Origin of the sequence: Mycobacterium sp. MFM001, from assembly GCF_003402475.1 — a bacterium.
GTDB lineage: Bacteria > Actinomycetota > Actinomycetes > Mycobacteriales > Mycobacteriaceae > Mycobacterium.
In genome coordinates, this window is the sequence record NZ_BFAB01000004.1 from 19,902 (window position 1) to 43,767 (window position 23,866).

The window sequence follows — 23,866 nt, forward strand, 5'->3', positions numbered from 1 at the left end:
TCCTCAATTCAGTTAGACGCCGTGGGGTCTGGCGCACGCCCGAGTAGGCGCTTGAAGGCGTCCACCGACGCCTCCAGGCTGGGCGGCCACTCGGCTTGCCAGACCCGCAGCGGGATGTCGGCAAGCGGGTCGAACCGGCTGGCCAATCGCCGGTACTCCCGCGCCTCCCACTCGCGCAGTCGGCCGTCGCCCTTGGCGAACTCCAGTAGCCGGTCGATCTGCTTCTCTTGCACCTCGGGAGGCGCGCCGCCGCTGACGCCGATCCCGTTCATCAGGCTGTGCCGGCCCAGAGCAAAGAGACGGTCGCCATATTCCGGTTCCAGCTCCGCGATCGCCTTGTTGACCCGCCGGCAGTTTTCGCATGCCAGCCATGACCAACGAGTAGTGCCGCCGGCTGTCGCCCGAAAGCAGATGATGCACAAGTCTTTCGCGCGGGACACGTCGCAGCCCTTCCACTGCTCGGGCAAATCCTCGTCGCGGCACGACTGCCACCGACCATCGATAGGGCCGCGGAGTATTCCGCATGGGATGTGGACGGACAACTCATGAATGCGTGCGCGCAGCGCCGCATCCGCTGCACTCAGATTCCGCTTGGCCATGGCAGAACTCCTGTTGCCAGGCCTCCGCTGACGGAGGCGCTCTTGCCGAACACCGGTTGGTGTCAGCCGCTTCGTCATCCGAGCCACCCACGAGCGTGGGGTTGGCGTGCCGTCCAGTCGGAGCTTGGCGACGGCATCTCGTGAAGCATTTTCAGGATAACGCGGCGTACCGACAGGCCGCCACGCTTTACTCATCTGCTGGCCTTCGCCCCGTGGTCGTAGCGACCATTGAGCAGGGCCGACACCGTCGACGGTTGCCACAGCCGGCCTTTCGGCGTGCGCTGGCCCGTCGAGTTCAGCACCCGTGCCGTAGCCACCTGCGTGACACCGCACCCATGCACAAGCCAGCGCACATAGCGCTTCAGCATCGGCTGACGCTGCGACCACGGCGTCGTCGGCGCCGGAAGCATTGGCGCCGAGGCGCTTTCGAACTGATCGGCCTCTGCTGCAGCTCGTCGCAGCGACCGCGCTGACGTTGGGGCGGCGCTGGCCGTCGCAAGGGCCCGTTCGATCTCCCGCCCCAGGGTCTTGGTGCCGGCAGCTGCCAAAGCCGCGTGGTCGAGCTCGTCGACGACTTGGACCTCGCGTCGCAGTGCGAAGTCGATTTCGCTGTACCCGCCGGTGGTCGGGAACGGCTCGAGCTCCCGTCCGTAGCGGAGGTTGAGACCGTGGCGTTGCAGTACCAGACTCAGCCGCCGCCAGTGCTGCTCACGCCCGAGATCCGGCGCGAGGAAGGGCACCCAGACGTGCATGCGGCCTGCGATCGCGCAACCCAGCGCCGACACAATCGCATCGACGTCGGTCAGGTCCTCGGTCAATGCCGCCGCGCCCTGCTCGAACCCGAACGCCTCGGCGACGGTGCAGTTATGGCGGGCCGCATCTGCGGACAAGTCGTCGCGGTGCTGCACGGTGTCGTGGTCGCCGAGCAGGATGACGCGGGATTCCGCCGGTACGTGTTCTGCAGAATGCGCCATGGATACCTCCCGATGTCCCAAGCCTCCGTGGTGGAGGCGCTCTTACCGGCGCCGGTCGGTGCCGGTCGCTTCGTCATCCGAGCCACCCACGAGCGTGGGGTTGGCGCGCCGTCCAGTCGGAGCTTGGCGACGGCGTCTCATGAAGCTGACCCAAAGGTATCGCGGGGCACCGACAAGCCTTGATGCTCAAGCCTTCCGTCCCACGACCAGGACAGATGTCGATCAGATCGCGACGAACCCGAGCCGTTCGGCAACCTGCCGTTGTGCCTGGTCGCGGGAGGCGAATGCCTGCGGCTCGCCCGGCTCCAATAAAGGCGGAACAACTAGCGCGGCGACCGCCAAATGCCAGGCATCCATCGCCCGCAGCGCATGCCGCCGTACCAGCTCCAGCGCATGCTCCTCGACCTGCTCTTGCGGCGCGCCGAGCACAATCACCGGACCGGCAAGGTCCGCGTCCAGCAGTGCGAGCAACCCTTTTTCATCACCGCGGCCTGCTCGCGCGGCGCGAACCAGCGCACCGGAGACCTCGATTCTTGTCCATGTGCCGGTGACGGTGGCAATCTCCGGGTCGGCGAGCAGTGCGGTTGCCTGCTGGTGCCCGTCTCCGTCGACAAGGTAAGCGCGGGCAAGGACAGAGGAGTCCAGATACGCGATCACGGGCGCTCGCGCTCTTGCGCGAGCAAATCATCGATTTGTGGACCGAGGCCGCGAGTCGACTCAAGGATCCGCTGCCGTCGCGCCGCACTCGCCGGCCGGGTTTTCACGGTACGCAATGTGCCTGCCGCCGCCGCCGCGGCCCGCACCTGCGCACGCCGATCGCCGCCGTCGGCATCGGCAGCCGCGTCGAGGATCTCGGTTGCGACGGCATTCAGGCTGCGACCCTCGCGCGCCGCACGAGCGACCAATCGCCGGTGTATGTCATCGGATACCCGGAGTAGGAGCTGCCGCATGCTGCCAATGCTATCAGGTCACGGGTGATGATAGCACCCATTCTCCGCGTACTAGGACGGCAAAGGCACCGCGTTGCCCCCACCGAACGACGGCGGCGCGGATGATTCGCTAGTTCCCCACGTCGTATTAGGGACCGCGGCGAGCGAGAACCCGACGTCGCCGCCGGTACGCACGATCGACTCCGGCAGAAACGTCTGATCGGTGGGCTGCCCGTCGACGCTCAGCCCGCTGATGTACTTCAGACCGCTCGAGGCGCCGGGCGCCGCAATCCGGATGAATTGTCCAGCAGGAAGCCTGATCTCGATGCGATCGAACAGCGGCGTGTTCACCGTCAGGATCGATGTCCCAGGCGTCGCCGGGTACAGACCCAATGCCGCCCAGACGTACCAACTCGACATTGCGCCCAGGTCGTCGTTGCCCGGCTCGCCGTTGGGCGTCGGGGCGAACAGTTCACGGCGCACCCGATCGACCGTCTCCTGGGTCTTCCACGGTTGCCCGACGTAGTTGTACAGCCACGGCACCCCGAAGTTTGGCTCGTTGCCCACCCATAGGTACGGCTCGTCGGGGCCCGCGTTGAGCTGCGTCGTGAACCGGTCCAGCCGCTCGGCCACCGCCTCTCGGCCCCCCAAAGCGGCCACCAGCCCGGCGACGTTCTGCGGCACCATCCACAGGTACTGCTCCGAGTTGCCCTCGTCGAACCCGTCCTCCCCTAGGTCCGACGTCGGCCCCGTGAACCCCGGCCACACCAGGTAAGCACCGTCGGCGCCCCGCGGTGTGATGCGGCGAGTCACCGGGTTCAACAGGTTCTGCCAGAACTGCGCCCGCCGCAGGAGCTCAGCGCCAATCACGTTCTCGCCCAACGCGTCCGCGAATCTCGAGATCGCGAAGTCGTCGACCGACCACTCCATGGTGATCGACGCGCCGTCGATCCCGTGATCGCCGCGGAACTCCTCGATCTGCGGCGCATACCCATGCTCCAGATAGCTACCGATCCCCGGCCGCTCCACATAGCCGTCCCGCCCCGTGCCGCCCTCCGTCGCGCCCTTCACCATGTAATAGAGCGCCCGTTTGGTGTCGAAGTCCTTGGCGCCGAACGCATACAGGCTCGCGATTAGTGGCACCACGTTGTCGCCGGTCATCTCCCCCGTCGCCGCATTCGCCAGCGCCCACCGCGGCAACGACCCGCTCTGCTCGGCGTCGTTCACCAGCGACTGCGCCATGTCGCTGGCCCGCTCCGGAAACAACAGCGCCTGCAGCGCCGCCAGGCAGCGGTAGGTGTCCCAATCGGAGAAGTTCGCGTACTGCGTGTGCCCCGTCGCCACCGAATGAATCGCGCCGTCGAACCCGATGTAGCGTCCGTCGGCGTCGTTGAACGTGTTGGGGTGCAACAACGACCGATACAGCGAGGTATAGAACGTCTCGATGTCGCCGCCGATGCTGCCCGCCACCGCCACCCGCGACAGCGCGGCGTTCCATTCGGCCGATGCGGCCGCGCGCACATCGTCGAAACCCGCACCTCCTTCGGCCGCCAGGTTCGCCAGCGCCCCGTTGACGCTCACATACGACAGCGCGGTCCGCACCTCGACCACCGAGCCCGGCGCAAACTCCACCCATCCTCCGGCCCACGGCGAATCTGCCTGGCGTGCACCGGGATACACCGAGTTCCCTTCGAAAGTGCCGACCGATTTGAACGGCTGGCTGAACCTCATCGCGAAATAGGCCGTGTAGACGTTGTCCTTACCGCAGAATCCCCCGGTGGTCGCCGATCCGGTGATCGTGGCGTTATCCTCGCCGATCTGGATGGTCGCGGCGTAATTGCCCGCGAGCGACCCGCCGGGCCGCACGTGGAACACCGCGGGCCGGCCGTCGTCGGGATAGCTGAACCGGCCGACGCCGGTGCGGGTGGTGGCGGTCAGTTCCGCTTTCACGCCGGTGTCGGGGAACCGCACCGTGTAGTAGCCGGGCACGCCGACCTCGGTGTCGTCGTGGGCGATCCTCTCCCAGGCGTACCAGGGCTGCTCGCTGATTGGCGTCGTCGTCGGCAGCATCGGGATGTCGCCGAACGCGGCGCAGCCCACCGAGGCGTGGGTCATGGAAAAGCCGGTCGAGCGGTCGTTGTCGTGATCATAGCCGGCGTAGGTGTCGGTGGTGTCCGGCGAGTACTGCACCATCCCGAACGGCACGGCAGCGCCCGGGAAGTTGTTGATCTCGCCCCACGTCTCGTTGCCCGTCCCGGTGCCGTTGAGCGTGTCGACGTGCTCGACCGGGTTGGCGACGAAGGCGGCCTCTTCGGCGTGCGCGCTTGGCGCCGGCCACAACGTCATGCAGACAGCGACCCACATGGCGAGCTGCCGTCGTGACCGCATAGCTGTCTCTTACTGCATACCTGTCACCACCGGGGGTTTTCAGGCAGTATTCGGCTGCGCCGGCTGCTTTTTCGCAGGTTCAGAATCAGGCGCTTCACCGAATCGGGCCAGTACCAGTGCGCCGGCGACTGCTATGGCGAATCCAGCGAAAACCATCCAGCCGAGACCACCGCGAGTGCGGTCACCCAGCCAAGCCACTCCGACCAGTGCAGGTCCGATCGTTTCTCCCACGACCATTCCGGCGACCGCCGTCGTCACAGATCCGCGGCCCAGGGCAGACGTCAGCAAGAGAAACCCTGCCGCCCCGCCGGCGAGTACCGCGTACAGCGCCGGATTGCTGTAGAACGTCGCTTTGGTGGGATCGATGGGATCGATCAGGCGCACGCCGACCTCGACGACACCGAAACCGCATCCGGCGCCGAGTCCCAAGGCCAACGCGCGCGAGCGATCGCCCAATCGGCCTCCCGCGACGCCGGCGACAAATATCGCGACGACCACGCCCCACAGTCCCCAAGCGAGTCCGGCCGGGCCGTGACGGGAACCCTCCGGTCCGGCCGCGAGTCCGAGCATCGCGAGCCCCACACAGACGACACCGACGGCCGCCCACTCGGTTGATGACAGCCGCGCCGACAGCAACCACGCAGCCACGATGGCCGTGACTGCCAGCGAGGCCGCTATCGCCGCGGCGACGACGTAGATCGGAACCAAGCGCAGCGCCACCACTTGCAACAGAAAGCCGAGGCCGTCAAGACCGAAGCCTGCGAGGTAGCGCCAATGCCGAACGGCGCGCAACAGCAGTACAGCGTCGACGCCCGAGCCGCTGCCGGCTTCCACCGATCGCGTCGCCACAGCCTGCAACACCGTCGCCGTGCCGTAACACACCGAGCAGCCCAGAGCGAGCAGCAACCCGATCAGCACACACCGACCTTACGAGATGCGACCAAGGCCAGTTCCGTCGAACGACCACCCGCCTCCCGGGGTGGCCCGCGCCGCTTGGCAGACTAGGCGCCATGGCACAGATCACGTTGCGCGGAAACCCCATCAACACCGTCGGCGAACTGCCGGCCGTCGGATCCCCGGCGCCGGACTTCACGCTGACCGGCACCGACCTCGGCGCGGTCAGCAGCGACCAGTTCCGCGGTAAGCCTTTGCTGCTCAACATCTTTCCGTCCATCGACACCCCGGTCTGCGCGACCAGCGTGCGCACCTTCAACGAGCGCGCCGCCGGCAGCGGTCTGACCGTGCTGTGCGTATCCAAGGACCTGCCGTTTGCCCAGCAGCGGTTCTGCGGCGCCGAGGGCATCGAGAACGTCACCACCGCATCGGCGTTCCGCGGCAGCTTCGGCGACGACTACGGCCTCACCCTCACCGACGGCCCGATGGCCGGGCTGCTGGGCCGGGCCGTCGTCGTGATCGGCGCGGACGGCAAGGTCGCATACACCGAGCTGGTGCCCGAGATCGCCCAGGAGCCCAACTACGACGCGGCGCTGAGCTCCTCCGCTTAGCTCTCGGCGCGCCGCGAAGCGACGCGGCGCTACGCCAGGGATCGTTGCTACATGCGAGTCGACGGGCGCGAGGTCGCCGTTTCCGGCAGCCTGCTGCAACCGCTGACCCGTCGCACCAACGACATCCTGCGGCTCGTGCTGGCGGGGCTGTTCCTCGCGGTCGTGATCACCAGCTCGCTGATCACCCGCACCCAGTGGGTCGCGCTGGAGAAGTCCGTCTCGCAGATCGTCGGGGTGCTCTCCCCTACCCAGTCCAATCTGGTGTACCTGATCTACGGCATCGCGATCCTGGCGTTGCCGTTCGTGATCCTGATCGGGCTGATCGTCGCCCGGCAGTGGAAGCTGCTCGGCGCCTACGCGGCCGCGGGCATCCTCGCGGTGCTCTGCCTGTCGATCAGCGGTAAGGGCATCGCCGCGCCGCGCTGGCACTTCGACCTCTCCGACCGGCTCGCCACCACCCTGTCCCAGTTTCTCGACGACCCGCGCTGGATCGGGATGCTCGCCGCGGTGCTCACCGTGTCGGGTCCGTGGCTGCCCGCGCGCTGGCGGCGCTGGTGGTGGGCGTTGCTGCTGGCGTTCGTGCCGATCCACCTGGTGGTCAGCGCCATCGTGCCGGCCCGCGCGCTGCTGGGGCTGGCGGTGGGGTGGTTCGTCGGCGCGTTGGTGGTCCTGGTGGTGGGCACGCCGGCGCTGGAGGTGCCGCTCGACGGGGCGGTCCGCGCGCTGGCCCGGCGCGGATTCCTCGTGTCCTCGCTGACGGTGATCCGGCCGGCCGGGCCTGGGCCGCTGGTGCTTTCGGCGCAATCGGACGATTTCGCAGTCATCGAGTTGTACGGCCCGCACCAACGCAGCGGCGGGGCGCTGCGCCAGCTGTGGCGCAAGCTGCGGCTGCGCGGAACTGAGACCGCTCCGCTGCACGCCTCGATGAGCCGCGCCGTCGAGCACCGCGCGTTGATGGCGATTGCGATCGGCGAGGCGGATGTGGCGAATACCTCGACGGTTGCCGTCGCCTCGCTCGAGCGCGGCTGGACGCTCTACGCGCACAAGCCTGTTCGCGGTAAGCCGATCACCGAATGCGCGACGACGACGCCGGTCACCTCTGTCTGGGAATCGTTGCGGCGCCTGCATGATCAGCAGATCTCCCACGGCGACTTGCGCAGCAAGGAGATCACGGTCGACGACGGCGCCGTGCTGTTCGGCGGTTACGGCAGCGCCGAATACGGCGCCACCGACGCGCAGCTGCAATCCGACATCGCCCAGCTGCTGGTGACGACGTCGTCGCTCTACGACCCGCAGTCCGCGGTGGCCGCGGCGATCGACACGTTCGGCAAGGACACCGTGCTGACCGCGTCGCGCCGGCTCACCAAAACCGCTGTACCCAAACAAATCCGGGACTCTGTGCCCGACGCGAAGGCCGTCATCGCCGACAGCCGCGCGGAGGTGAAGCGCCAAACCGGGGCCGATCAGATCCAGGCCGAGACGATCACGCGGTTCACCCGCAGCCAGCTCATCCAGCTGGTGCTGCTCGTCGCGCTGGTCTATGTCGCCTACCCGTTCATCAGCACGGTGCCGACGTTCTTCTCCGAGCTGAAGACCGCGAACTGGTGGTGGGCGCTGCTGGGGCTGGCGGTCTCGGCGCTGACGTATGTGGGCGCGGCGGCCGCGTTGTGGGCCTGCACCGACGGATCGGTGAGCTTTGTCAAGCTGTCAATCATGCAGGTGGCCAACACCTTTGCCGCCACCACAACCCCGGCCGGCGTCGGCGGGCTGGCGCTGAGCACGCGGTTTTTACAGAAGGGCGGCCTGAGCGCTATCCGCGCCACCACCGCGGTCGCGCTGCAGCAATCGGTGCAGGTGATCGTGCACGTCGTGTTGCTGATCATCTTCACCACCGCCGCGGGCGCGGGCACCGACCTGTCGCACTTCGTCCCACGAGCCACGGTGCTGTATCTGATCGCCGGTGTGGCGCTGGGCATCATCGGCACGTTCTTGTTCGTGCCCACGCTGCGACGCTGGCTGGCGACCGCGGTGCGCCCGAAGCTTGCCGAAGTCTCCCGCGACCTCGTCGAGCTGGCCCGCGAACCCTGGCGACTGGGCCTGATCGTACTCGGTTGTGCCGGAACAACTCTCGGCGCGGCGTTGGCGCTGTGGGCCAGCGTCGGGGCGTTCGGCGGCAGCACGACGTTCGTCACCGTCACCGTGGTGACGATGGTCGGCGGAACCCTCGCCTCGGCCGCCCCCACGCCCGGCGGCGTCGGCGCCGTCGAGGCCGCGCTGATCGGTGGGCTGGCCGCCTTCGGCGTCCCCGCGGCCGTCGGCGTCCCGTCGGTGCTGCTCTACCGGGTATTGACCTGCTGGCTACCGGTTTTCATCGGCTGGCCGGTGATGCGTTGGCTGACCAACAACGAGATGATCTAACGCCTACACCCGTTGCGCGGACACAAACAGACTGCGCGGCGAGGAGTCCTCGACGTCGGCAGGCGGGCGGCGGTAACTCGCCATCAACTCCTCGGCCGGGATCACCGACACCTCCCAACCATGGTCGCGCAGCCAGTCGCCGACGTCGGCGCGATCCTCGAAGTACCACAGGTCCTGCACGTCGGGGATGTCGCGCTGCTCGCCCAGCTTGGCCGCCAGATCGCGGATGCGCTGCATCTGCTCACGCTGGCGCGCGTGAACCTCGGGGTCGTTGAAACCGGGGCCATGCGCCTCCACGGCAATGCGGCTGCCAGGTGCGCTGAGCGCGGTCACCCGCTCGAAGAGCAGGTCCTGGGCGGCCGCCGGCAAAAACGGCAGCAGCCCCTCGGCCGACCAGACGCTTGGCGCCGACGGGTCAAAGCCCGCCTCCTGCAAGGCCTTCGGCCAATCCTGACGCAGGTCGACGGCGACATTGACCAGGTTGGCCGTCGGCTCCGCCCCGTGTTCTCTCAGCGTCGACGACTTGAACTCCAGCACCTTGGGCTGGTCGAGTTCGTACACCGTCGTCCCGTCCGGCCACGCCAGGCGCCACGCCCGCGAATCCAGGCCGGCCGCCAAGATCACCGCCTGGCGCGCTCCAGCTTTGGTGGCCGCAAGGAAGAACTCGTCGAAAAACGCTGTGCGGGAAGCCATGTAGTTGCGCATCGACCGCATCCGCAGCGGCAGGTCCGGCTCAGCCTCGACGATCTCGGGCGGAAGCTCGGGACCCGCGAACCAATTCCACATACCCTCGCCGGCGGCGTCGAGGAAGACCCGGGCGAACGGGTCTTGGATCAGCGGGTCCTCGCTCTCGGTGTCAGCGGCGCGGGCCGCCGCCACGCCCAGCGCCGTCGCGCCGACGCTTTCGGTGATGTCCCAGGTGTCATTGTCGGTTCGTGCCATGGCCTCGACGGTACGCGAGCTTCCTGTGAGTGTGTTTCAATTGTTTCAATCGGTTGATAGGATAGGGGCATGCCCACTGCCGTTGCCCCGCTGGTTCGCCAAGTCGCCGAGCGGGCCCGGAAGGATTCCGGGTTCGCCGAGGTGCTGGACGCCATCCTCGAGGCGCCGACCGCCCCCCAGGGGACGCTGGAGCGCATCGCCGCGCGCAGCCTGAACGACGAGCGCCGCGGCGCTTTGGTGCGCGAGTTCGTCGACGGCTCGCTACCGACGCCGGCCGTGCAAGCCCGGCTGGGGCTGAAATCGCCGCAGGCGGTGCACCGGATGCGCAGCCGCGGAAAACTCATCGGCTCTGCTGTCGGCAACCAAACATGGTTCCCGGCTTGGCAATTCGACGACGACCGGCTGCGCACGGACCTGCCGCGGATCCTCGAGTTGCTCACGCGGTTCACGTCGGACCCGCTGGCTGCCGATCGTGTGATGCGGCTGAAACACGACGAACTGGGCGGTTCGTCGATCGCCGAGGCGCTGCGCCGCCCGAAGACCGCCGAGACCGCGTGGCGGATGCTCGCCGCCGTCGGTGCCTGACCTTCCTGACGGCTACCGGGCGCCGCTGCCCGAGGCCCGGCCCGTCGGACTGCGCCGTCGCCGCGTCGAGGCGGGCACCGAACTGTGGCGCGTGGAGGCTGCCCCGCCGGCCGAGTGGACATGGGACGGCTTCCCGACCCCACGGTTTCGCTTCGACCCCGAATCCGGTGCGTTCCGAACCCGTTATGCCGCAAGCACACTCGTCGGCGCCTTCCGGGAGCGATACCGGCCCACCGGGCTGATGATCCCCGCCGACCACGCCGGGCACTATCTGGTTCGGCTGGTCGCCGCCCGGCATCTGCGGGTGCTCGACCTGCGCACCGAGACCAACCTCGACGTCCTGCACGTCGACGACCAGATCAACACCGGCCAGCATCCCGACGTGTGGGACACCTGCCATCGGCTGGCCGACGCCGTGCGGCGCTGGTGGACCGGGCCCGACGCTCTCGATGCCATCGTGTACCGGCCGCGCACCACGCCGGAGACGTCGATCAACTACGCCTTCTTCGGCCTCGACGCGTTCACCACCGAATCCTGGCCGCTGGCCGAGCGCACCGACGTCCTCACCGAACTCGTGCTGCGCCACGGCTTTACCGTCGGCTGGGATCTCGGCAGCTAGCACTGCGCCGCCTCGGCTCGCCGAACGTGGGGGATATGGACGAAAAGTAGTCGGGTTGTGTGCATACCCCCCACGCTCGACGCGCCATGGAGACGCGGCCCAACGCTTGTTTTTGCGCTATCACTATTGATAGCATACCTGCATGCCGAACGTTCTGATCCGCGATGTGCCAGCCAAAGACCTCGACCAGATTCGGTCGGAGGCTGCGGCGCGCGGAATGTCGCTGCAGGCTTACCTCCGTGAAGCTATGCAAGCGCAAGCGGCACATTTACGGAGGCGCGGAGCATTGAACCGCACCGCGGCTCGGCTTCGCCGCCAGCCGGCGGTGGAGGAACAGGACCGCCAGGCCGTGCTCGAGGCAATCGACGGCGTGCATGCTGAACGCGGCGCTCGGCTCGGCCGGAAACCGTGATCGTCGACGCTTCGGTAGTGATTGACGCCATCGTCGACTCCGGTCCTAGAGGCCAGGCTGCCCGCCGGGCTCTTGCAGAGCATCCAGCCTCCGAACCTCTCGTAGCGCCCGGCCATTTCGCAGTGGAAATCCTGTCCGGTCTCGTGGCAGCCGCGAACCGGCCGACACATCCACTGCAGGCCGATCAGATCGACCAGGCACTCATGGATGCCGAAGCGTTCGAAATCAGCATCGATGCCACGCCTTGGGCCGACGTCCGTCGCGCCTGGACCCTCGCTCAGACCTCACTCCGCTACCCCGATGCCATCTACATCGCCAGCGCCGAACGCCTTGCCACCGCATTGATTACGAGCGACACCCGCATCGAACGATCCGGTGCGCCGATCCGCTGCCCGATCATCACGGTCCAACCGGACCATGATGGATGAAGCTGTCCTCTACGGTAATCACATGACAGACCAGTCACCCGCGATCACGATCTCTCACCACCCGGCGGCACTGCTGCGTGTCATCAACCCGATCGTCCGATTCCTGCTGCGTCTTCCGATCGGCAGGGCTCGCAAGCAGCTGATGTTGTTGAGCTTCACCGGACGAAAGACCGGACGTCAGTATTCAATTCCCTTGACTGCGCACCAGCTTGGCAATGAGCTGTATGCACTGACCGACTCACAGTGGAAGTGGAACTTTCGCGGCGGTGCTGCTGCGCAGGTTTTCCACGACGGCAAGACCAGCGCCATGCGCGGAGAGCTCGTCGAAGACCCGGTGGTGATCGCGGATCTTTACCGGCGCTGCGCGCAGTTGTACCCCGGCAAAGACCCGCAGCGCACAATGGGATTGAAGTTTCGTGATGGCGAGATTCCGTCGGTCGAGGCCTTCGCCGAGGCGGTCGACCGGCTTAATTTGGCCGCGATTCGGCTGACTCCGGCTTGAGCTGCTCGCAAAGCCGCTCGACCAGGCGGACCAAGCCGGTGTGGTGTGAGCCGGGCCAGTAGATCCGCCCGCATTCTGTGCAGCGACGAAAGTCGTTGTAATAGCGCCTTGTTAGTGGCTCCAGGTCTTCGATCACCTCGTCCTTGCTAACTACCGCCAGCGGGCCGTTGCATCGCAGGCATCGGGTGAGCGGCGCCACCCGTTGCGCCAGGTCCAACCGCCGGATCACCTCCAGCGTCTGCTCCTCGGCGTGCTCGGAGTGCACGAACAGACCATGAGTGATCGCCCGTCGCTTCAGCAGACCGCGGTCGCGAGTCAGCAGAATCCGCTGCTGGCTCAGGCTGATATCGGCCAACGTCTGGTCGTCGGCGTCATTCGACCACCACACGTCGAAGCCGAGTACGCGCATCAGCCGCGCCAGCCGGCCGAGGTTGACGTCGATGACGAAGTGCGGGTCACGCAGCGGCACCGGCCGCAGCCTGGCGGTCGACCCGACGTCGAGCGCTTCGAACATCGGGTAGGCCGCGATGCGGTCGCCAGTCGTCGGGCGGTGCGCGAAGCCGACCGGATCGCCGTTGACAAGGATGAGGTCGACCTCGGTGTGCGGAACACCCATTGCCTCGAGGATGTCCTTGACCGTCTGGTGCGACCGGAACGGGCGGCGCACGGTCACGCCGCGCGACTCTGGCCCCAGGAACTCGTTGAGCTCGGCGTATGCCCGAACGTCTACGTAGCCGGCCACGCCCCCATGCTCTCGCCGCGGGATCGCGCGGCACAAGTCCCAGGGTTCCCAGCGGTCACAAAGGATCGGTGGACGTCGATGTGCCCGCCTCGCAGCGACAACCACCGGTGCGACGCTCATTGACACGCGCGAATTGTTCACCTACGCCACGGGTGGCTCGCCAGCCACACCGGTCGTCCCGAATACGGCGGTTTCTGCCTGCCCGGCTATCCGCGACAACTTGGCTTTGTCACGCAACGCCAGCACCCGCGTGTGGATTCGGTGCTCAGTGCCACGGGGCATCCAGCCGGGGCCGTAGCGACCGCGGCGGAGCCGGCGCACCCGGTCGTATCCCATCTCCCAGCGCAAGGCGTCCGAGATGGCCTTCGACGCACGCCCGCGCACGGCAAAGCCGTGCCACGTGAGCGCCTCGGCCAACTCGGTGATGGTCGCCGGCCCGTGCAGGGCCAAATGCCATGTCAGTACATAGCGGAGTTCGGTACCCCGCAGCTGCAGTGGTTCATTCATTCTCCGACGGTCGCACCTGCCACCGACAAGCCCGTCGTTGTCGCTGATAGCCGGGCACCCCGAAATACCTAAATCCGCGGCAACACGTGTGGCTCAACAGCTTTGAGTGCCTGGTGTGACGATTGGGTCACCGGCTGAGCCCGTCAAACCCGGTTTGTCGCTAAGAGGAGGGCACATTGTGTACCCCTTCTGGCCGGTGACTCATGTGGCCCGTGGGACTCCGGCGCCCTGTGCGGCGTACGTCCGGGTAATCACCGGCTGCTCGTACCCCGCTTCGTGCACCGCCCCTCGCACCGCAGCAGCGACGGCATCCACCCGCTCAGCCGGCACCAATGCGATCACACAGCCCCCGAACCCGCCGCCGGTCATCCGCGCACCGAAAGCACCCGCTCCCACCGCCGCATCGGCGATCACATCGATGTGCTCCGTGGTGATTTCGAAGTCGTCGCGCATCGAGGCATGCGACGCGGTGAAGATGCGGCCCGCCGAAGCGAAGTCCGAGTCACTAAGCGCTGCAACGAAATCCAACACCCGCTGGTTCTCCGTCAGCACGTGCCGGGCACGACGGGCATCGACCGGGTCGCTCACCGCGCCGACGTCGTCAACCTCGCGCAGCGACGACACCCCCAGCGCTGCGGCCGCCCGTTCGCACGACGCGCGACGGGCCGCGTACTCGCCGCCGGCATGGGTGTGCCGCGCCCGCGAGTCGATCAACAGCAACGCAACCCCCGCCGCCTCAGGATCGAACCGCACCGGCCGCACCGTCAGCTCACGAAAGTCGATCAGCAGCGCCGTCGACGGCTCCCCGAACAACGCCGCCAACTGGTCGAGCAAACCCGTTGGCGCGCCGACATATTCGTTCTCGGCACGCTGCGCCAGCCGCGCCTGCTCCAGCCGGTCGATATTCACACCACACGCCAGCGCGCCGAGCACCGCGCACGAAAGCGCCGCCGACGACGACAAACCCGACCCGATCTCCACGTCGCTGCTCACCGACATTGAACCACCCGGCGCCGCGTAACCGGCGCGACGAAGAGCCCACACCACCCCCGCCACATAGGCCGCCCAGCCCGTCACGTCCCCGGGAGTGGTGTCCAGCGGAATCCGCACCACGCCGTCCATACGATCGCTGCGCACGGTAAGCACACCGGCATCCGACGGCTCGAACGTCACCGTGGTGCGCTGCGGCAGCGCGATCGGCAACGCGAAACCGAGGTTGTAGTCGGTGTGTTCGCCGATCAGGTTGATCCGCCCCGGCGCGGCGTAAAGGATTGTCACCCGAGTTCTCGCAGCCGCTCGGCCACGGCCTCCGGCATCACGTCACTGATGAACGCGTCCATCGCCGACTCGGAGGCCGCCAGATACTTCAACGCAACCGCGCTACGCCGAATCGACATCAACTCGACGTGAAAATAGCCCTCCCGCTGCGCGTCGGTGTCGGCGTACTGGTGCAGCGCCGACATGTACGGCAGCGGAGCGGAATACATCCGGTCGAATCGCCGCAGCAGGTCAAGATAGATCTGCGCGAAGTCGTCCAGTTCGCCGTCAGAGAGATCAATGAGGTTGTGCACGAACCGGTTCGGATAGATGTGCACCTCCACCGGCCAGCGCGCGGCGAACGGCACAAACGCCGTAAACGAAGCAGTGCGCGCAACCACGCGGCTGCCGTCGGCAACCTCGGACGCAAGCAGATCGCCGAACAGGTTGCGGCCAGACCGGTTTCGATACTCGCGAGCCTGCTGCAGCATGACAGCGGTCCGTGGCGTCAGGTACGGGTAGCCGTAGATCTGACCGTGCGGATGGCTCAGTGTCACCCCGATTTCCTCGCCGCGGTTCTCGAAGCAGAACACCTGCTCGACGCCGGCAACCGCCATCAAGTCCGCCGTGCGATGCCGCCACGCGTCCACCACCAGCCGGGCGTGCGGCACCGACAGGTCGCAAAACGAACCGGTGTGATCCGACGAAAAGCAGATCACCTCGCAGCGGCCATAACCGGGCACCGGCGCGAACCCGTCGGGCACCGCCAGCGTCGGACCACTGCCGCACAAGCTCGGGAACCGGTTCTCGAAAACGACGACGTCGTAGTCGGGGGCGGGCACCTCGCTGGTCAGCCCCGTCGGGCCGGGGCACAGCGGACACTGGTCGGCGGGCGGTTTGTAGGTGCGGTCCTGGCGCCGCGCCGCGATGATCACCCATTGCCCGGTGGTTTGGTCGAACCGCAGCTGCGACTGGGCGGGGTCACGCTCGGGCAGCGGCCGACGGTCCGGCACCGGCGCGGCCTCATGACCGGGCAGCGAGAAGAACAGCAGGTCGCGGCCGTCGGCCAGCTTCGCCCGGGTCGGCGCCGTCACGATGTCGAAGACTAATCGACCGCCGCATTTGGGCCACGGCGCCACAGTGCAGTAACCATGAGGAAGGCAGAAGGAGGCGGTCAGGAGTGCGCGGTCGATTCGAGCGGGCGCTGAACTGGCTGATCGGCTCCGACCCCGGCGGGCTGCGGCTGCGGACGGCCACGCGGACGACGGCCGCGCTGGCGTGCGCGCTGGGCATCCTGTTTCTGCTGACCAAGGCCACCGGCCAGCCGGTGACCGTCGCGCTGCTCGGCGTGCTGATCACGATGGTCGCGGCGCGATCGGTCAACGAGCCCGATCCCCGCCAGCAGAAGCTCACGATGGCGCTGCTGCCGCTGCCCGCGGCGCTGGCTATCTCTGCCGGCACGCTGCTGGCGCCGCACAAGCTGGTCAGCGACGTCGTGTTCGTCGCGGTGGTGTTCGTCGCGGTTTATATCCGCCGGTTCGGGCCGCGCGGGCGGGCGCTGGGCATGGTCATGTTCATGGCCTACTTCTTCACGTTGTTTCTGCGGGCCACGACCGCGGAGCTGCCCTGGCTCTTCGGCGCCGTGCTGGTGGGCACGCTGTGCAGCTTTGTGTTCGCCACCTATGTGCTGCCGGACAAGCCCGAACGCGTGCTGTCGGCGAGCCTGCGCTCACTGCGGGCGCGGATGGCGATCGTCGTCGACACCACCGCTGAGGCGCTCCGGGCCGGCCGTCTCGACGAGCGACGGCGCCGCCGGCTGCGGGCGCGGATCGCCCGGCTCAACGAGACCGCGCTGATGGTCCAGAGCCAGCTCGAAGACAAGGTCAACCCGGCGACGCTGCCCGGCATCACCGGCGAGCAATTGGCGCTGTGGCTGTTCGACGCCGAACTCACCGTCGAGCGGGTCGCCACCGCCGGGGCGCGAGCCGCCATGGCGGACATTCCGGCCGCCGACCGCGCCGAATTGGCCGCGGCGCTCACCCAGCTAGGCAGCGCCCTAAGGCAGCCGGACCGCGGCGGGCTCGAGCAGGCCGCGGCCACGGCTCAACGGCTACTCGATCAGCGGCCAACGGAGCCGACAAGGCGCCTCGCGATGGCGATAATCGCCACGGCCACAGCCACTTCCGAGGTCCGCGCACGAGTCGAGCAGCCCGAAAGCACGCCACCGGCGCCGCCGCCAGCCGACACCGAACCCGAATCCGGTCTGCGGCCGACCACCCGGCAAGCCATCCAGGTGGCCGTCGCCGCGTCGCTGGCGATCGTCGTCGGCGAACTGGTGTCCCCGGCGCGCTGGTACTGGGCGGTGATCGCCGCGTTCGTGATCTTCGCCGGCACCAACTCCTGGGGCGAAACCCTCACCAAGGGCTGGCAGCGGCTGCTCGGGACCGCGCTCGGTGTGCCGAGCGGTGTGCTGATCGCCACGCTGGTCTCCGGCGACCGCGTCGCGTCGCTGGTGCTGATCTTCGTGTGCCTGTTCTGCGCCTTCTATGTCATGAAAGTCGCCTACAGCATGATGATCTTCTGGATCACCACGATGCTGGCGTTGCTGTACGGCCTGCTCGGCCAATTCACCGTCCACCTGCTGTTGCTGCGCATCGAGGAGACCGCGATCGGCGCGGTGATCGGCGCTGCGGTCGCGATCCTGGTGCTGCCGACCGACACCCGCAAAGCCATCCGCGACGACGCCCACACCTTCTTGACGACGCTGTCGAACCTGATCGACGCGTCGGCGACGTCGATGTTCGCTGACACTGGCCGCCCCACCGAGTTGGCGCGTCAACTCGACCGCGACCTGCAGCAGTACCGAGTCACGGCCAAGCCGCTGATGGCCGGGGTCGCCGGGCTGTCCGGGCGGCGCAGCATCCGGCGCGGGCTACGGATGCTCGCCGCCTGCGACCACTACGGGCGGACCCTGGCCCGCAACAGCGGTCGCTACGACGCCCCGCCTGAGCTGGCCGACGCCGTCGCCGCCGCGGCCGCGCAGGTTCGCCGCAACATCGACGCGCTGGACGCCGCCCGCGACGGCACCGGCGTGAGCGTCGCCCCCGCCACCGACCACCTCGACGCCGCCGAAACAAGGGCCGGCCAGAACCCCAGGCTGCTGGCCGCCCTGCACGCGCTGCGTCAGATCGACCGCGCCGTCGTCACCGCCGCCGTCGAACTCGGCGCCGACGACGCCGCTACCAGACCCGTATCCAGTCGATGAGCATCTCGGCCGGATAGGTTCCCGGGCCGGGATCGCCGCCGCCCGACCCGGCAACGGCCAGGTTGAGCACCGGAAACACCTGGTAGCCAGGGTCGTTGAAAGGCCAGTCCGCGATCGAGCGCGCCGGAACCGTGAAGTACGGCGCTGCGCCGTCCGTGTAGTCCTGCCAGAACCGCATGCCGGCGTCGTCCCATTGGCATCGCCAGGTGTGCCAGGCGCTGTCCAGGGCGATGTTGTGCGTCGCCCATTCGGCGCCGTTGGCCTTGGTGTGCACGGTGGTGGCCGACGGCCAGTTGCCGTTGCCGTACCACTCCATGACGTCGATTTCGCCGTTGTTGTCGTTGCCGAGCCAAAACGCGGGCCAGCATCCGGCCGTGAGGCAGTTGAGTTTGATCCGGGCTTCCCAGGTGTGGCCGATGCCGCCGCGCCACGAGCTTTGCACTTTGCCGCTGTAATAGGTGTTGCCCTCTTTCGCCGCGCGCAGCACCAAATTCGAATTGCCGTCGAGGAAGACGTTCTTGCGGTCGTCGCGGTATTGGCCGACGTTTTCCGGCCGTTCCCAGTACGTCGGGTCCTTCATGGTCTCGCGGGCCCGCGCCACCATCCACTTCGACCGGTCGGGCGCCGAGCCAGCGGGGCCGTCGAACTCGTCGTGGAACAGGTAGTTCCCGGATGCCGCGGGTGGCGCGGCGTTAGCTGTGGAAACGGGCATCGCGGCGGTCAGCACGCCGAATCCCGTCATCAACATCATGCTGCGTCGGTCCATCTCATGCAGAGTACCGATGCGAGTACCGACCGCGTCCGACGCGAGTAATCACCTACTCTACTTGTGTCGATTTGCTGAACATCCCTGGTCACACGCGTATCGTTAGCCTCTCCGGGGGAGCCTTCGGGGGCCGGAGGCATACGTGAGCCCTGACCAACCCAATACGACGATCAACGAGTTGCTGGACCGCGCGGTGCGGGCCATCAATGCGGGCGACCGCGCGACCGCGACCACCCTTGCCGGACAGGTCCTTTCGGTCGACCGCGGCAATCCGGAGGCCGAGGACCTACTCGCCGCTCCTGCCCAGTACGGCGAAATCCGCCGCCTCACAATCATGTTCGCCGATTTGGTGGATTCGACGGTGCTGTCCACCCGGTTGGAACCGGAGACCTACCGCACGCTGGTGGGCCGCTACCGCGACGAGGTGTCGCGGCTCATCGACCGCTACGAGGGCCATATCTGCTCGATCAAGGGCGACGGGCTGCTGGCCGTATTCGGCCACCCCAAGGCACACGAGGACGACCTGCGCCGCGCGATCGCGGCCGGGTTGGACATCACCCGGGCGGTGGCGCGGCTCAGCGAGCAGGCCAGCCGCAGGTTCGGCGCGCCGATCAACGTGCGGGTCGGCATCCACCGCGGGCTGGTCTACCTCGACACCGACCAGGACGACGTCTACGGATTCGCCGCCAACCTGACGGCGCGCATCTCCGGGCTGGCCGAACCGGGCACCGTCGCGGTGTCCGACGCCGTCGCGCCGTTGGTGCGCGACGCGTTCGAGCTCAGCGCCCGGCCCCCGGCTGCGGTGAAGGGCGTCGACGGGCTGATCCCGCATCACCGAGTGGTCACCGAGCGGCCGACCGCCCCGCCGCTGCGCCCGCTGCCGCTGATCGGGCGGGACCGGGAACGCGACTGGCTGCACCAGAGTTGGCAGCGGGCATGCGACGGCACGCTGACCATTCCCGGTGTCGCCCTTCGCGGCGAGCCTGGAATCGGCAAGACCCGGCTGGCCGGCGAGGCCACCGCATTGGCCCGGGGCGCGGGCGCACCGGTCGTCGAACTGATCGGGTCGCCGCTGCACACCGACACCGGCCTGCACCCGGTGCGCATGCTGTTGGAGCGGCGCTGCGGCATCACCCGGCTTACCGGCGGCCCGGAGCGGCTTCGGCTGTTGGAGGACGAAATAGTTGCCCGCGCAATGGATCCCGAGAGCATGGTGCCGCTGCTGGCGCCGGTGCTGGGCGTCGGCCCAAAGCACGGCTACCAGCCGGCCGCCGTCGAGGGCCACGCGCTGTATCAGTCGATCGGTGCGGCCGTGCGGCAGTACGTCTTGGCCTGCATCGGCGATCGGGCGGGCTTGGTGGTCGCCGAGGATCTGCACTGGTTCGACCCGTCCACCCTGGAACTGCTCACCGCGTTGCTGGGCGCCGCCGACGGCCGCCTGCTGGTGGTGCTGACCGGACGCGAGGACGGCTGGATGCAATCCGATTGGCCGGTAACGCTTTTCGACCTCGCGCCGTTGACCGACGAGCAGTCCGACGCATTGATCGACGCGCTGGACCCGGCGCTGAGCGACACGCAGCGGGCCGCGGTGCGCCGCCGGTGCGACGGTGTGCCGTTCTACCTCGAACACGTCGTCGGCGAACTCGACGCCAAATTCGGGGTGCCCGAAGCGTTATACGAGCCGCTGTTCGCCAGGCTGCATCGTCCACACGCCGATGCGGTGCCCGTCGCGGAGGCGGCGGCCGTCATCGGGCGCTCCGGCGACATCGCCTTGCTTCGCGCCGTGGTCGGCCGCGACGCCAAGGACGTCGACGACATTGCCGCCGAACTCGTACGCGCGCGGGTGCTCGAACTCAGCGGAAACGACGGCTGGCGATTTCGCCACGAGCTGCTGCGCGAGGTGGCCGCCGAACTGGCACCGCCGTCGCTGCGCCGCGACCTACATGCCCGCACCGCCCGCGCGCTGGTCGACGCGGCGACCACCGTCGAACCGGATTGGCGTGTGGTTGCAGACCATTTCGAGCAGGCCCACCTGTACGACGACGCCGTCGCCGCCTACCAGAAAGCGTCGGTCGATGCCCGTCGACGCGGCGCCATCGCCGAGGCCCGCGCGTGTCTGACCGACGCTGTCAACCAGCTCGCCCATTGCGCCGAAGGGCCGGAGCGCGACCGCAAAGAGATCGCAATAAGGCTCGAGCGCGGTTTTTTGGCCGGCGCCGTGCAGGGCAGCATGAGCGGCGAGGGTCCCGCCGAGGTCGAACGCTGCCTGCAATTGGCCAGCAGCGGCATGTACCAGGATGAACTATTCCTGACCTTGACCGCGATGATCGCCTACTACTACAACAGAGCCGAGCTGCGGCGGCTGCGGGAACTGATCGACTCGCTGTCCAGCAGGATTCCGCCGGACCGGCTGTGGAGTTATCCGGCGATCGAATCCTCACTGGGCGGGGTCATTTGGCTCGAGGGCGACTTCCCGGCCGCTCGCGAACATCTGCTGCGCGCACTGGCCGACCGCTCCGCCGCCGACCCGGGCGAATTGGGCGCGGCGTGGTGGATTGCCGACGACCCCATTGCCGCGGCGCACATCTACTTGGCACGAACGCATATGGTGTGCGGCGACCTGGACCGCGCCTACGCGGAGCTGGCCGAAGCGGCGCGGCGCTGCGACGCCCTGGCATTCCCGCAAAACGTCTACAACAGAGCACATCTCGACTTCGCGACGATTTGGCTGTGCTCGGAAGCGGGCCAGTTCGAACAGGCGGCCGCCGTGATCGCCGACCTTCGCCGGCTGAGCGAGCAGTCGGGACTGGACATGTGGCAAGGAGTTGCCGCCACCCAACATGCCACCGTCAAGGGGCTCGCCGCGTTGAGCGCCGGCGCCGACCCGGACACTCTGATGACCCGGGCGGGCAAAATCGCGGGGTGGGTGGATGCCTCGCGGCATCTGCACCTCAACGTCTACCTCACTTTCCACGACTCGGTGATCGGCCGGCTCTTGATTGCCGCGGCCCAGCCGGAATTGGCACGCAAACGGTTGGACTGGGCGTTGCAGCATGCCCACGAGACGGGGATGCACTTCCACGACGCCGAGCTGATGCGCGTGCGAGCCCACACGTTCCCGGACCCCTCGCAGCAACGCGAGGCGCTGAATACCGCGCTCGCGTTCGCCCGCAAGCAGGGCGCGACCCTGTTCGAATTGCGTTGCGTGCTAGATGGTTTCGAGTTGCACGGCGACGGCGACAGGTCGGCGCTGGCCGACGTCGTCAGCCGCTTCCCCGGTGATGCGCGCTGGCCCGAATACGCGCGGGCGGAAAAGATCCTCTCGTGACATCGGTGGCGGTGCTGGGCGGCGGAGTCGGCGGGCTGACCGCCGCACACGAACTCGCCGAACGCGGATTCGACGTCACCGTCTACGAGCTGCGCGACGCGTTCGGCGGCAAGGCGCGCTCGATGCCGGTGCCGGGTTCGGGAACGGGTCACCGCGAGGACCTGCCGGCCGAGCACGGATTCCGGTTCTTCCCCGGCTTCTACCGGCACATCCCCGACACGATGGCGCGCATCCCCGGCGTGAACGGTACGGTCGCAACGCATCTCACTCCGTCGACGCGAATGTTGCTGGCGCAGGACGGCCCTCACAACGAGATCGTCGGGATTGCCGAGCGGCCGTCGTCGCTGGAGGACGTCGAGGTGATGATCCGGTTCATGTGGCAAACCGGTGTCGGCCTCGGCATTCCGCCGGGCGAACTGGCCTGGTTCTTCGATCGGCTGCTGACGCTGATGTGTTCCTGCGACGAACGCCGCTTCGAGGAGTGGGAGCAGGTCAGCTGGTGGCAATTCATGGGTGCCGAACAGCGCTCCCCCGCGTTTCAGAAGTTCCTGGCCGACGGGATGACCCGAACCCTGGTCGCCGCACGCGCGCGCGAAATGTCGGCTCGCACAGGCGGATTGATCCTATGCCAGCTGATGTTCGACCTGGTGCGTGGCGACGGGCGGATGGACCGGGTGCTGGACGGACCGACCAGCGAGGTGTGGATCGACCCGTGGATCAGCTACCTGCGGGGCATGGGCGTCACGCTGCGTGGCGGCTGCGAGGTCGACGAAATCGACTGCAAGGGACACCACATCACCGGTGTGACCATCTCCGGTCCCGGCGGTTTGGAGCGGGTGCATGCCGACTATTACGTGTCGGCGCTGCCGGTCGAGCGGCTGCGCATGCTGGTGTCACCCGCGCTGCGCGCCGCGGAGCCGCGGCTAGCTGCGCTGCCGGCACTGGTGGTGCGCTGGATGAACGGCGCCATGTTCTACCTGTACCGCGATGTGCCGCTGGTCCACGGGCATGCGATTTTCATCGACTCGCAGTGGGCGCTGACCGCGATCTCGCAAGCCCAGTTCTGGCCCGGCGTCGACCTGGAGAAGCGCGGCGACGGGCTGGTCAACGGAATCCTGTCGGTCGACATCTCGGAGTGGAAACGCAAGGGCGGGCACGTCAAGAAGATCGCGATGAATTGCACCCCGGCCGAGATCCGCGAGGAAGTGTGGGGCGAGCTCGTCGACGCCATCGACGACGGCTCTCTGGACCCGGCCAACGTGCACAGCTGGTTCCTGGATCCCGCGATCCAGCAGCCGAACCCGACCGGGGCCACCAATTTGGAGCCGCTGCTGGTCAACACCGCCGGCTCGTGGGCGGACCGGCCCGACGCGGTCACCGCGATACCCAACTTCTTCCTGGCCGCCGACTTCGTCCGCACCTACACCGATTTGGCGACGATGGAGGCCGCGAACGAAGCGGCGCGCCGCGCGGTCAACGGCATCCTGGACGCGGCGGGTTCGCCGGCGTCGCGCTGTGCGATCTGGAAGCTGCGCGAACCGGCTGTGCTGGCGCCATTTCGCAAGCTGGACCAGCTGCGTTGGCGGCTCGGCCGGCAGGTCGTCAAGCCGCCGATCCGGGTCAAGCCCGACGGCAAACCGCGGCACAGCGGCCCGCTTGCCCGCGTGCTGCTGGCTGTCATGCGCCGCGGGCGGCGATAG

At 67.7% G+C, this 23,866-nt stretch carries 21 protein-coding genes, 1 pseudogene and 2 riboswitches; of the genes and pseudogenes, 10 read left to right on the forward strand and 12 right to left on the reverse strand.

Translation table 11 applies throughout. The features are described from left to right. Positions 1 to 8: 8 nt before the first annotated feature. From MFM001_RS08140 to MFM001_RS08165, 6 genes and pseudogenes are all read right to left on the reverse strand, one after another. Positions 9 to 599 carry a hypothetical protein gene (locus MFM001_RS08140; protein WP_116374771.1) on the reverse strand — a complete coding sequence of 197 codons (591 nt, stop codon included), beginning with the start codon at positions 597 to 599 and terminating at the stop codon, positions 9 to 11. A gap of 33 nt (positions 600 to 632) precedes the next feature. Further along, positions 633 to 745: riboswitch (SAM riboswitch) on the reverse strand. 45 nt (positions 746 to 790) lie between these two features. Further along, positions 791 to 1,573, reverse strand: a complete 783-nt coding sequence (locus MFM001_RS08145) for a hypothetical protein (protein WP_116374772.1) — start codon at positions 1,571 to 1,573, stop codon at positions 791 to 793. A 33-nt stretch (positions 1,574 to 1,606) separates the two neighbouring features. After that, positions 1,607 to 1,718, reverse strand: a riboswitch (SAM riboswitch). Between the two features lie 77 nt (positions 1,719 to 1,795). Next, complete coding sequence (locus tag MFM001_RS08150) at positions 1,796 to 2,230, reverse strand: type II toxin-antitoxin system VapC family toxin (protein WP_116374773.1); 435 nt, start codon at positions 2,228 to 2,230, stop codon at positions 1,796 to 1,798. Continuing rightward, on the reverse strand, positions 2,227 to 2,523 hold the full coding sequence (locus tag MFM001_RS08155; RefSeq protein ID WP_116374774.1) for a toxin-antitoxin system HicB family antitoxin: 297 nt from the start codon (positions 2,521 to 2,523) through the stop codon (positions 2,227 to 2,229). Before MFM001_RS08155 ends, MFM001_RS08150 begins: the two co-directional genes overlap by 4 nt. Positions 2,524 to 2,592: 69 nt before the next feature. Then, positions 2,593 to 4,890 (reverse strand): annotated as a pseudogene (locus tag MFM001_RS08160) (GH92 family glycosyl hydrolase); the annotation flags it as partial. A gap of 39 nt (positions 4,891 to 4,929) precedes the next feature. Further along, positions 4,930 to 5,808 (reverse strand): hypothetical protein, encoded by an 879-nt coding sequence (locus MFM001_RS08165; RefSeq protein ID WP_202864132.1) that lies wholly within the window; start codon positions 5,806 to 5,808, stop codon positions 4,930 to 4,932. 92 nt (positions 5,809 to 5,900) lie between these two features. Here MFM001_RS08165 and tpx point away from each other — a divergent pair, with 92 nt between their 5' ends. Continuing rightward, the gene (gene tpx / locus MFM001_RS08170; protein ID WP_116374776.1) at positions 5,901 to 6,395 is read left to right on the forward strand and encodes a thiol peroxidase; all 495 of its coding nucleotides are present in this window, start codon (positions 5,901 to 5,903) and stop codon (positions 6,393 to 6,395) included. Between the two features lie 51 nt (positions 6,396 to 6,446). Next, positions 6,447 to 8,813, forward strand: a complete 2,367-nt coding sequence (locus tag MFM001_RS08175; RefSeq protein ID WP_116374777.1) for a lysylphosphatidylglycerol synthase transmembrane domain-containing protein — start codon at positions 6,447 to 6,449, stop codon at positions 8,811 to 8,813. A 3-nt stretch (positions 8,814 to 8,816) separates the two neighbouring features. On the opposite strand, the gene MFM001_RS08180 is transcribed toward MFM001_RS08175, so the two are convergent. After that, on the reverse strand, positions 8,817 to 9,755 hold the full coding sequence (locus MFM001_RS08180) for a class I SAM-dependent methyltransferase (protein WP_116374778.1): 939 nt from the start codon (positions 9,753 to 9,755) through the stop codon (positions 8,817 to 8,819). 69 nt (positions 9,756 to 9,824) lie between these two features. Here MFM001_RS08180 and MFM001_RS08185 point away from each other — a divergent pair, with 69 nt between their 5' ends. The 5 genes from MFM001_RS08185 to MFM001_RS08205 all read left to right on the forward strand — a co-directional run bounded on the left by MFM001_RS08185 (position 9,825) and on the right by MFM001_RS08205 (position 12,301). After that, positions 9,825 to 10,340 (forward strand): hypothetical protein, encoded by a 516-nt coding sequence (locus MFM001_RS08185; RefSeq protein ID WP_116374779.1) that lies wholly within the window; start codon positions 9,825 to 9,827, stop codon positions 10,338 to 10,340. Continuing rightward, positions 10,333 to 10,959, forward strand: a complete 627-nt coding sequence (locus MFM001_RS08190; RefSeq protein WP_116374780.1) for an RES domain-containing protein — start codon at positions 10,333 to 10,335, stop codon at positions 10,957 to 10,959. The genes MFM001_RS08185 and MFM001_RS08190 overlap by 8 nt, the downstream gene beginning before the upstream one ends. 142 nt (positions 10,960 to 11,101) lie before the next feature. After that, complete coding sequence (locus tag MFM001_RS08195) at positions 11,102 to 11,371, forward strand: hypothetical protein (RefSeq protein WP_116374781.1); 270 nt, start codon at positions 11,102 to 11,104, stop codon at positions 11,369 to 11,371. A 17-nt stretch (positions 11,372 to 11,388) separates the two neighbouring features. Continuing rightward, positions 11,389 to 11,799: a type II toxin-antitoxin system VapC family toxin gene (locus tag MFM001_RS08200; RefSeq protein WP_238159030.1), complete on the forward strand. Its 411-nt coding sequence runs from the start codon at positions 11,389 to 11,391 to the stop codon at positions 11,797 to 11,799. Positions 11,800 to 11,821: 22 nt separating this feature from the next. Further along, on the forward strand, positions 11,822 to 12,301 hold the full coding sequence (locus MFM001_RS08205; RefSeq protein WP_116375063.1) for a hypothetical protein: 480 nt from the start codon (positions 11,822 to 11,824) through the stop codon (positions 12,299 to 12,301). On the opposite strand, the gene MFM001_RS08210 is transcribed toward MFM001_RS08205, so the two are convergent. From MFM001_RS08210 to galT, 4 genes are all read right to left on the reverse strand, one after another. Beyond that, the gene (locus tag MFM001_RS08210; RefSeq protein WP_116374783.1) at positions 12,267 to 13,043 is read right to left on the reverse strand and encodes a Mut7-C RNAse domain-containing protein; all 777 of its coding nucleotides are present in this window, start codon (positions 13,041 to 13,043) and stop codon (positions 12,267 to 12,269) included. The genes MFM001_RS08205 and MFM001_RS08210 overlap by 35 nt on opposite strands. A 141-nt stretch (positions 13,044 to 13,184) precedes the next feature. Continuing rightward, the gene (locus MFM001_RS08215; protein WP_116374784.1) at positions 13,185 to 13,550 is read right to left on the reverse strand and encodes a hypothetical protein; all 366 of its coding nucleotides are present in this window, start codon (positions 13,548 to 13,550) and stop codon (positions 13,185 to 13,187) included. Between the two features lie 201 nt (positions 13,551 to 13,751). Further along, the gene (locus tag MFM001_RS08220) at positions 13,752 to 14,828 is read right to left on the reverse strand and encodes a galactokinase (RefSeq protein ID WP_116374785.1); all 1,077 of its coding nucleotides are present in this window, start codon (positions 14,826 to 14,828) and stop codon (positions 13,752 to 13,754) included. After that, the gene (gene galT / locus MFM001_RS08225; RefSeq protein WP_192886886.1) at positions 14,825 to 15,901 is read right to left on the reverse strand and encodes a galactose-1-phosphate uridylyltransferase; all 1,077 of its coding nucleotides are present in this window, start codon (positions 15,899 to 15,901) and stop codon (positions 14,825 to 14,827) included. Before galT ends, MFM001_RS08220 begins: the two co-directional genes overlap by 4 nt. Before the next feature lie 119 nt (positions 15,902 to 16,020). On the opposite strand from galT, the gene MFM001_RS08230 reads away from it, so the two are divergent. Continuing rightward, the gene (locus MFM001_RS08230) at positions 16,021 to 18,072 is read left to right on the forward strand and encodes an FUSC family protein (RefSeq protein ID WP_116375064.1); all 2,052 of its coding nucleotides are present in this window, start codon (positions 16,021 to 16,023) and stop codon (positions 18,070 to 18,072) included. Here the strand turns inward: MFM001_RS08230 and MFM001_RS08235 are convergent. Continuing rightward, on the reverse strand, positions 18,047 to 18,847 hold the full coding sequence (locus tag MFM001_RS08235; protein ID WP_116374787.1) for a family 16 glycosylhydrolase: 801 nt from the start codon (positions 18,845 to 18,847) through the stop codon (positions 18,047 to 18,049). The genes MFM001_RS08230 and MFM001_RS08235 overlap by 26 nt on opposite strands. Before the next feature lie 133 nt (positions 18,848 to 18,980). Here MFM001_RS08235 and MFM001_RS08240 point away from each other — a divergent pair, with 133 nt between their 5' ends. Further along, positions 18,981 to 22,166, forward strand: coding sequence for an adenylate/guanylate cyclase domain-containing protein (locus tag MFM001_RS08240; RefSeq protein WP_116374788.1), 3,186 nt, complete (start codon positions 18,981 to 18,983; stop codon positions 22,164 to 22,166). Beyond that, positions 22,163 to 23,866 (forward strand): FAD-dependent oxidoreductase, encoded by a 1,704-nt coding sequence (locus tag MFM001_RS08245; protein ID WP_116374789.1) that lies wholly within the window; start codon positions 22,163 to 22,165, stop codon positions 23,864 to 23,866. Before MFM001_RS08240 ends, MFM001_RS08245 begins: the two co-directional genes overlap by 4 nt.

Bases quoted from the DNA above. Each gene is read 5' to 3' on its own strand.
- MFM001_RS08140 (WP_116374771.1), bottom strand. From the start codon at position 599: ATGGCCAAGCGGAATCTGAGTGCAGCGGATGCGGCGCTGCGCGCACGC.
- MFM001_RS08145 (WP_116374772.1), bottom strand. From the start codon at position 1,573: ATGGCGCATTCTGCAGAACACGTACCGGCGGAATCCCGCGTCATCCTG.
- MFM001_RS08155 (WP_116374774.1), bottom strand. From the start codon at position 2,523: ATGCGGCAGCTCCTACTCCGGGTATCCGATGACATACACCGGCGATTG.
- tpx (WP_116374776.1), top strand. From the start codon at position 5,901: ATGGCACAGATCACGTTGCGCGGAAACCCCATCAACACCGTCGGCGAA.
- MFM001_RS08175 (WP_116374777.1), top strand. From the start codon at position 6,447: ATGCGAGTCGACGGGCGCGAGGTCGCCGTTTCCGGCAGCCTGCTGCAA.
- MFM001_RS08180 (WP_116374778.1), bottom strand. From the start codon at position 9,755: ATGGCACGAACCGACAATGACACCTGGGACATCACCGAAAGCGTCGGC.
- MFM001_RS08185 (WP_116374779.1), top strand. From the start codon at position 9,825: ATGCCCACTGCCGTTGCCCCGCTGGTTCGCCAAGTCGCCGAGCGGGCC.
- MFM001_RS08195 (WP_116374781.1), top strand. From the start codon at position 11,102: ATGCCGAACGTTCTGATCCGCGATGTGCCAGCCAAAGACCTCGACCAG.
- MFM001_RS08205 (WP_116375063.1), top strand. From the start codon at position 11,822: ATGACAGACCAGTCACCCGCGATCACGATCTCTCACCACCCGGCGGCA.
- MFM001_RS08215 (WP_116374784.1), bottom strand. From the start codon at position 13,550: ATGAATGAACCACTGCAGCTGCGGGGTACCGAACTCCGCTATGTACTG.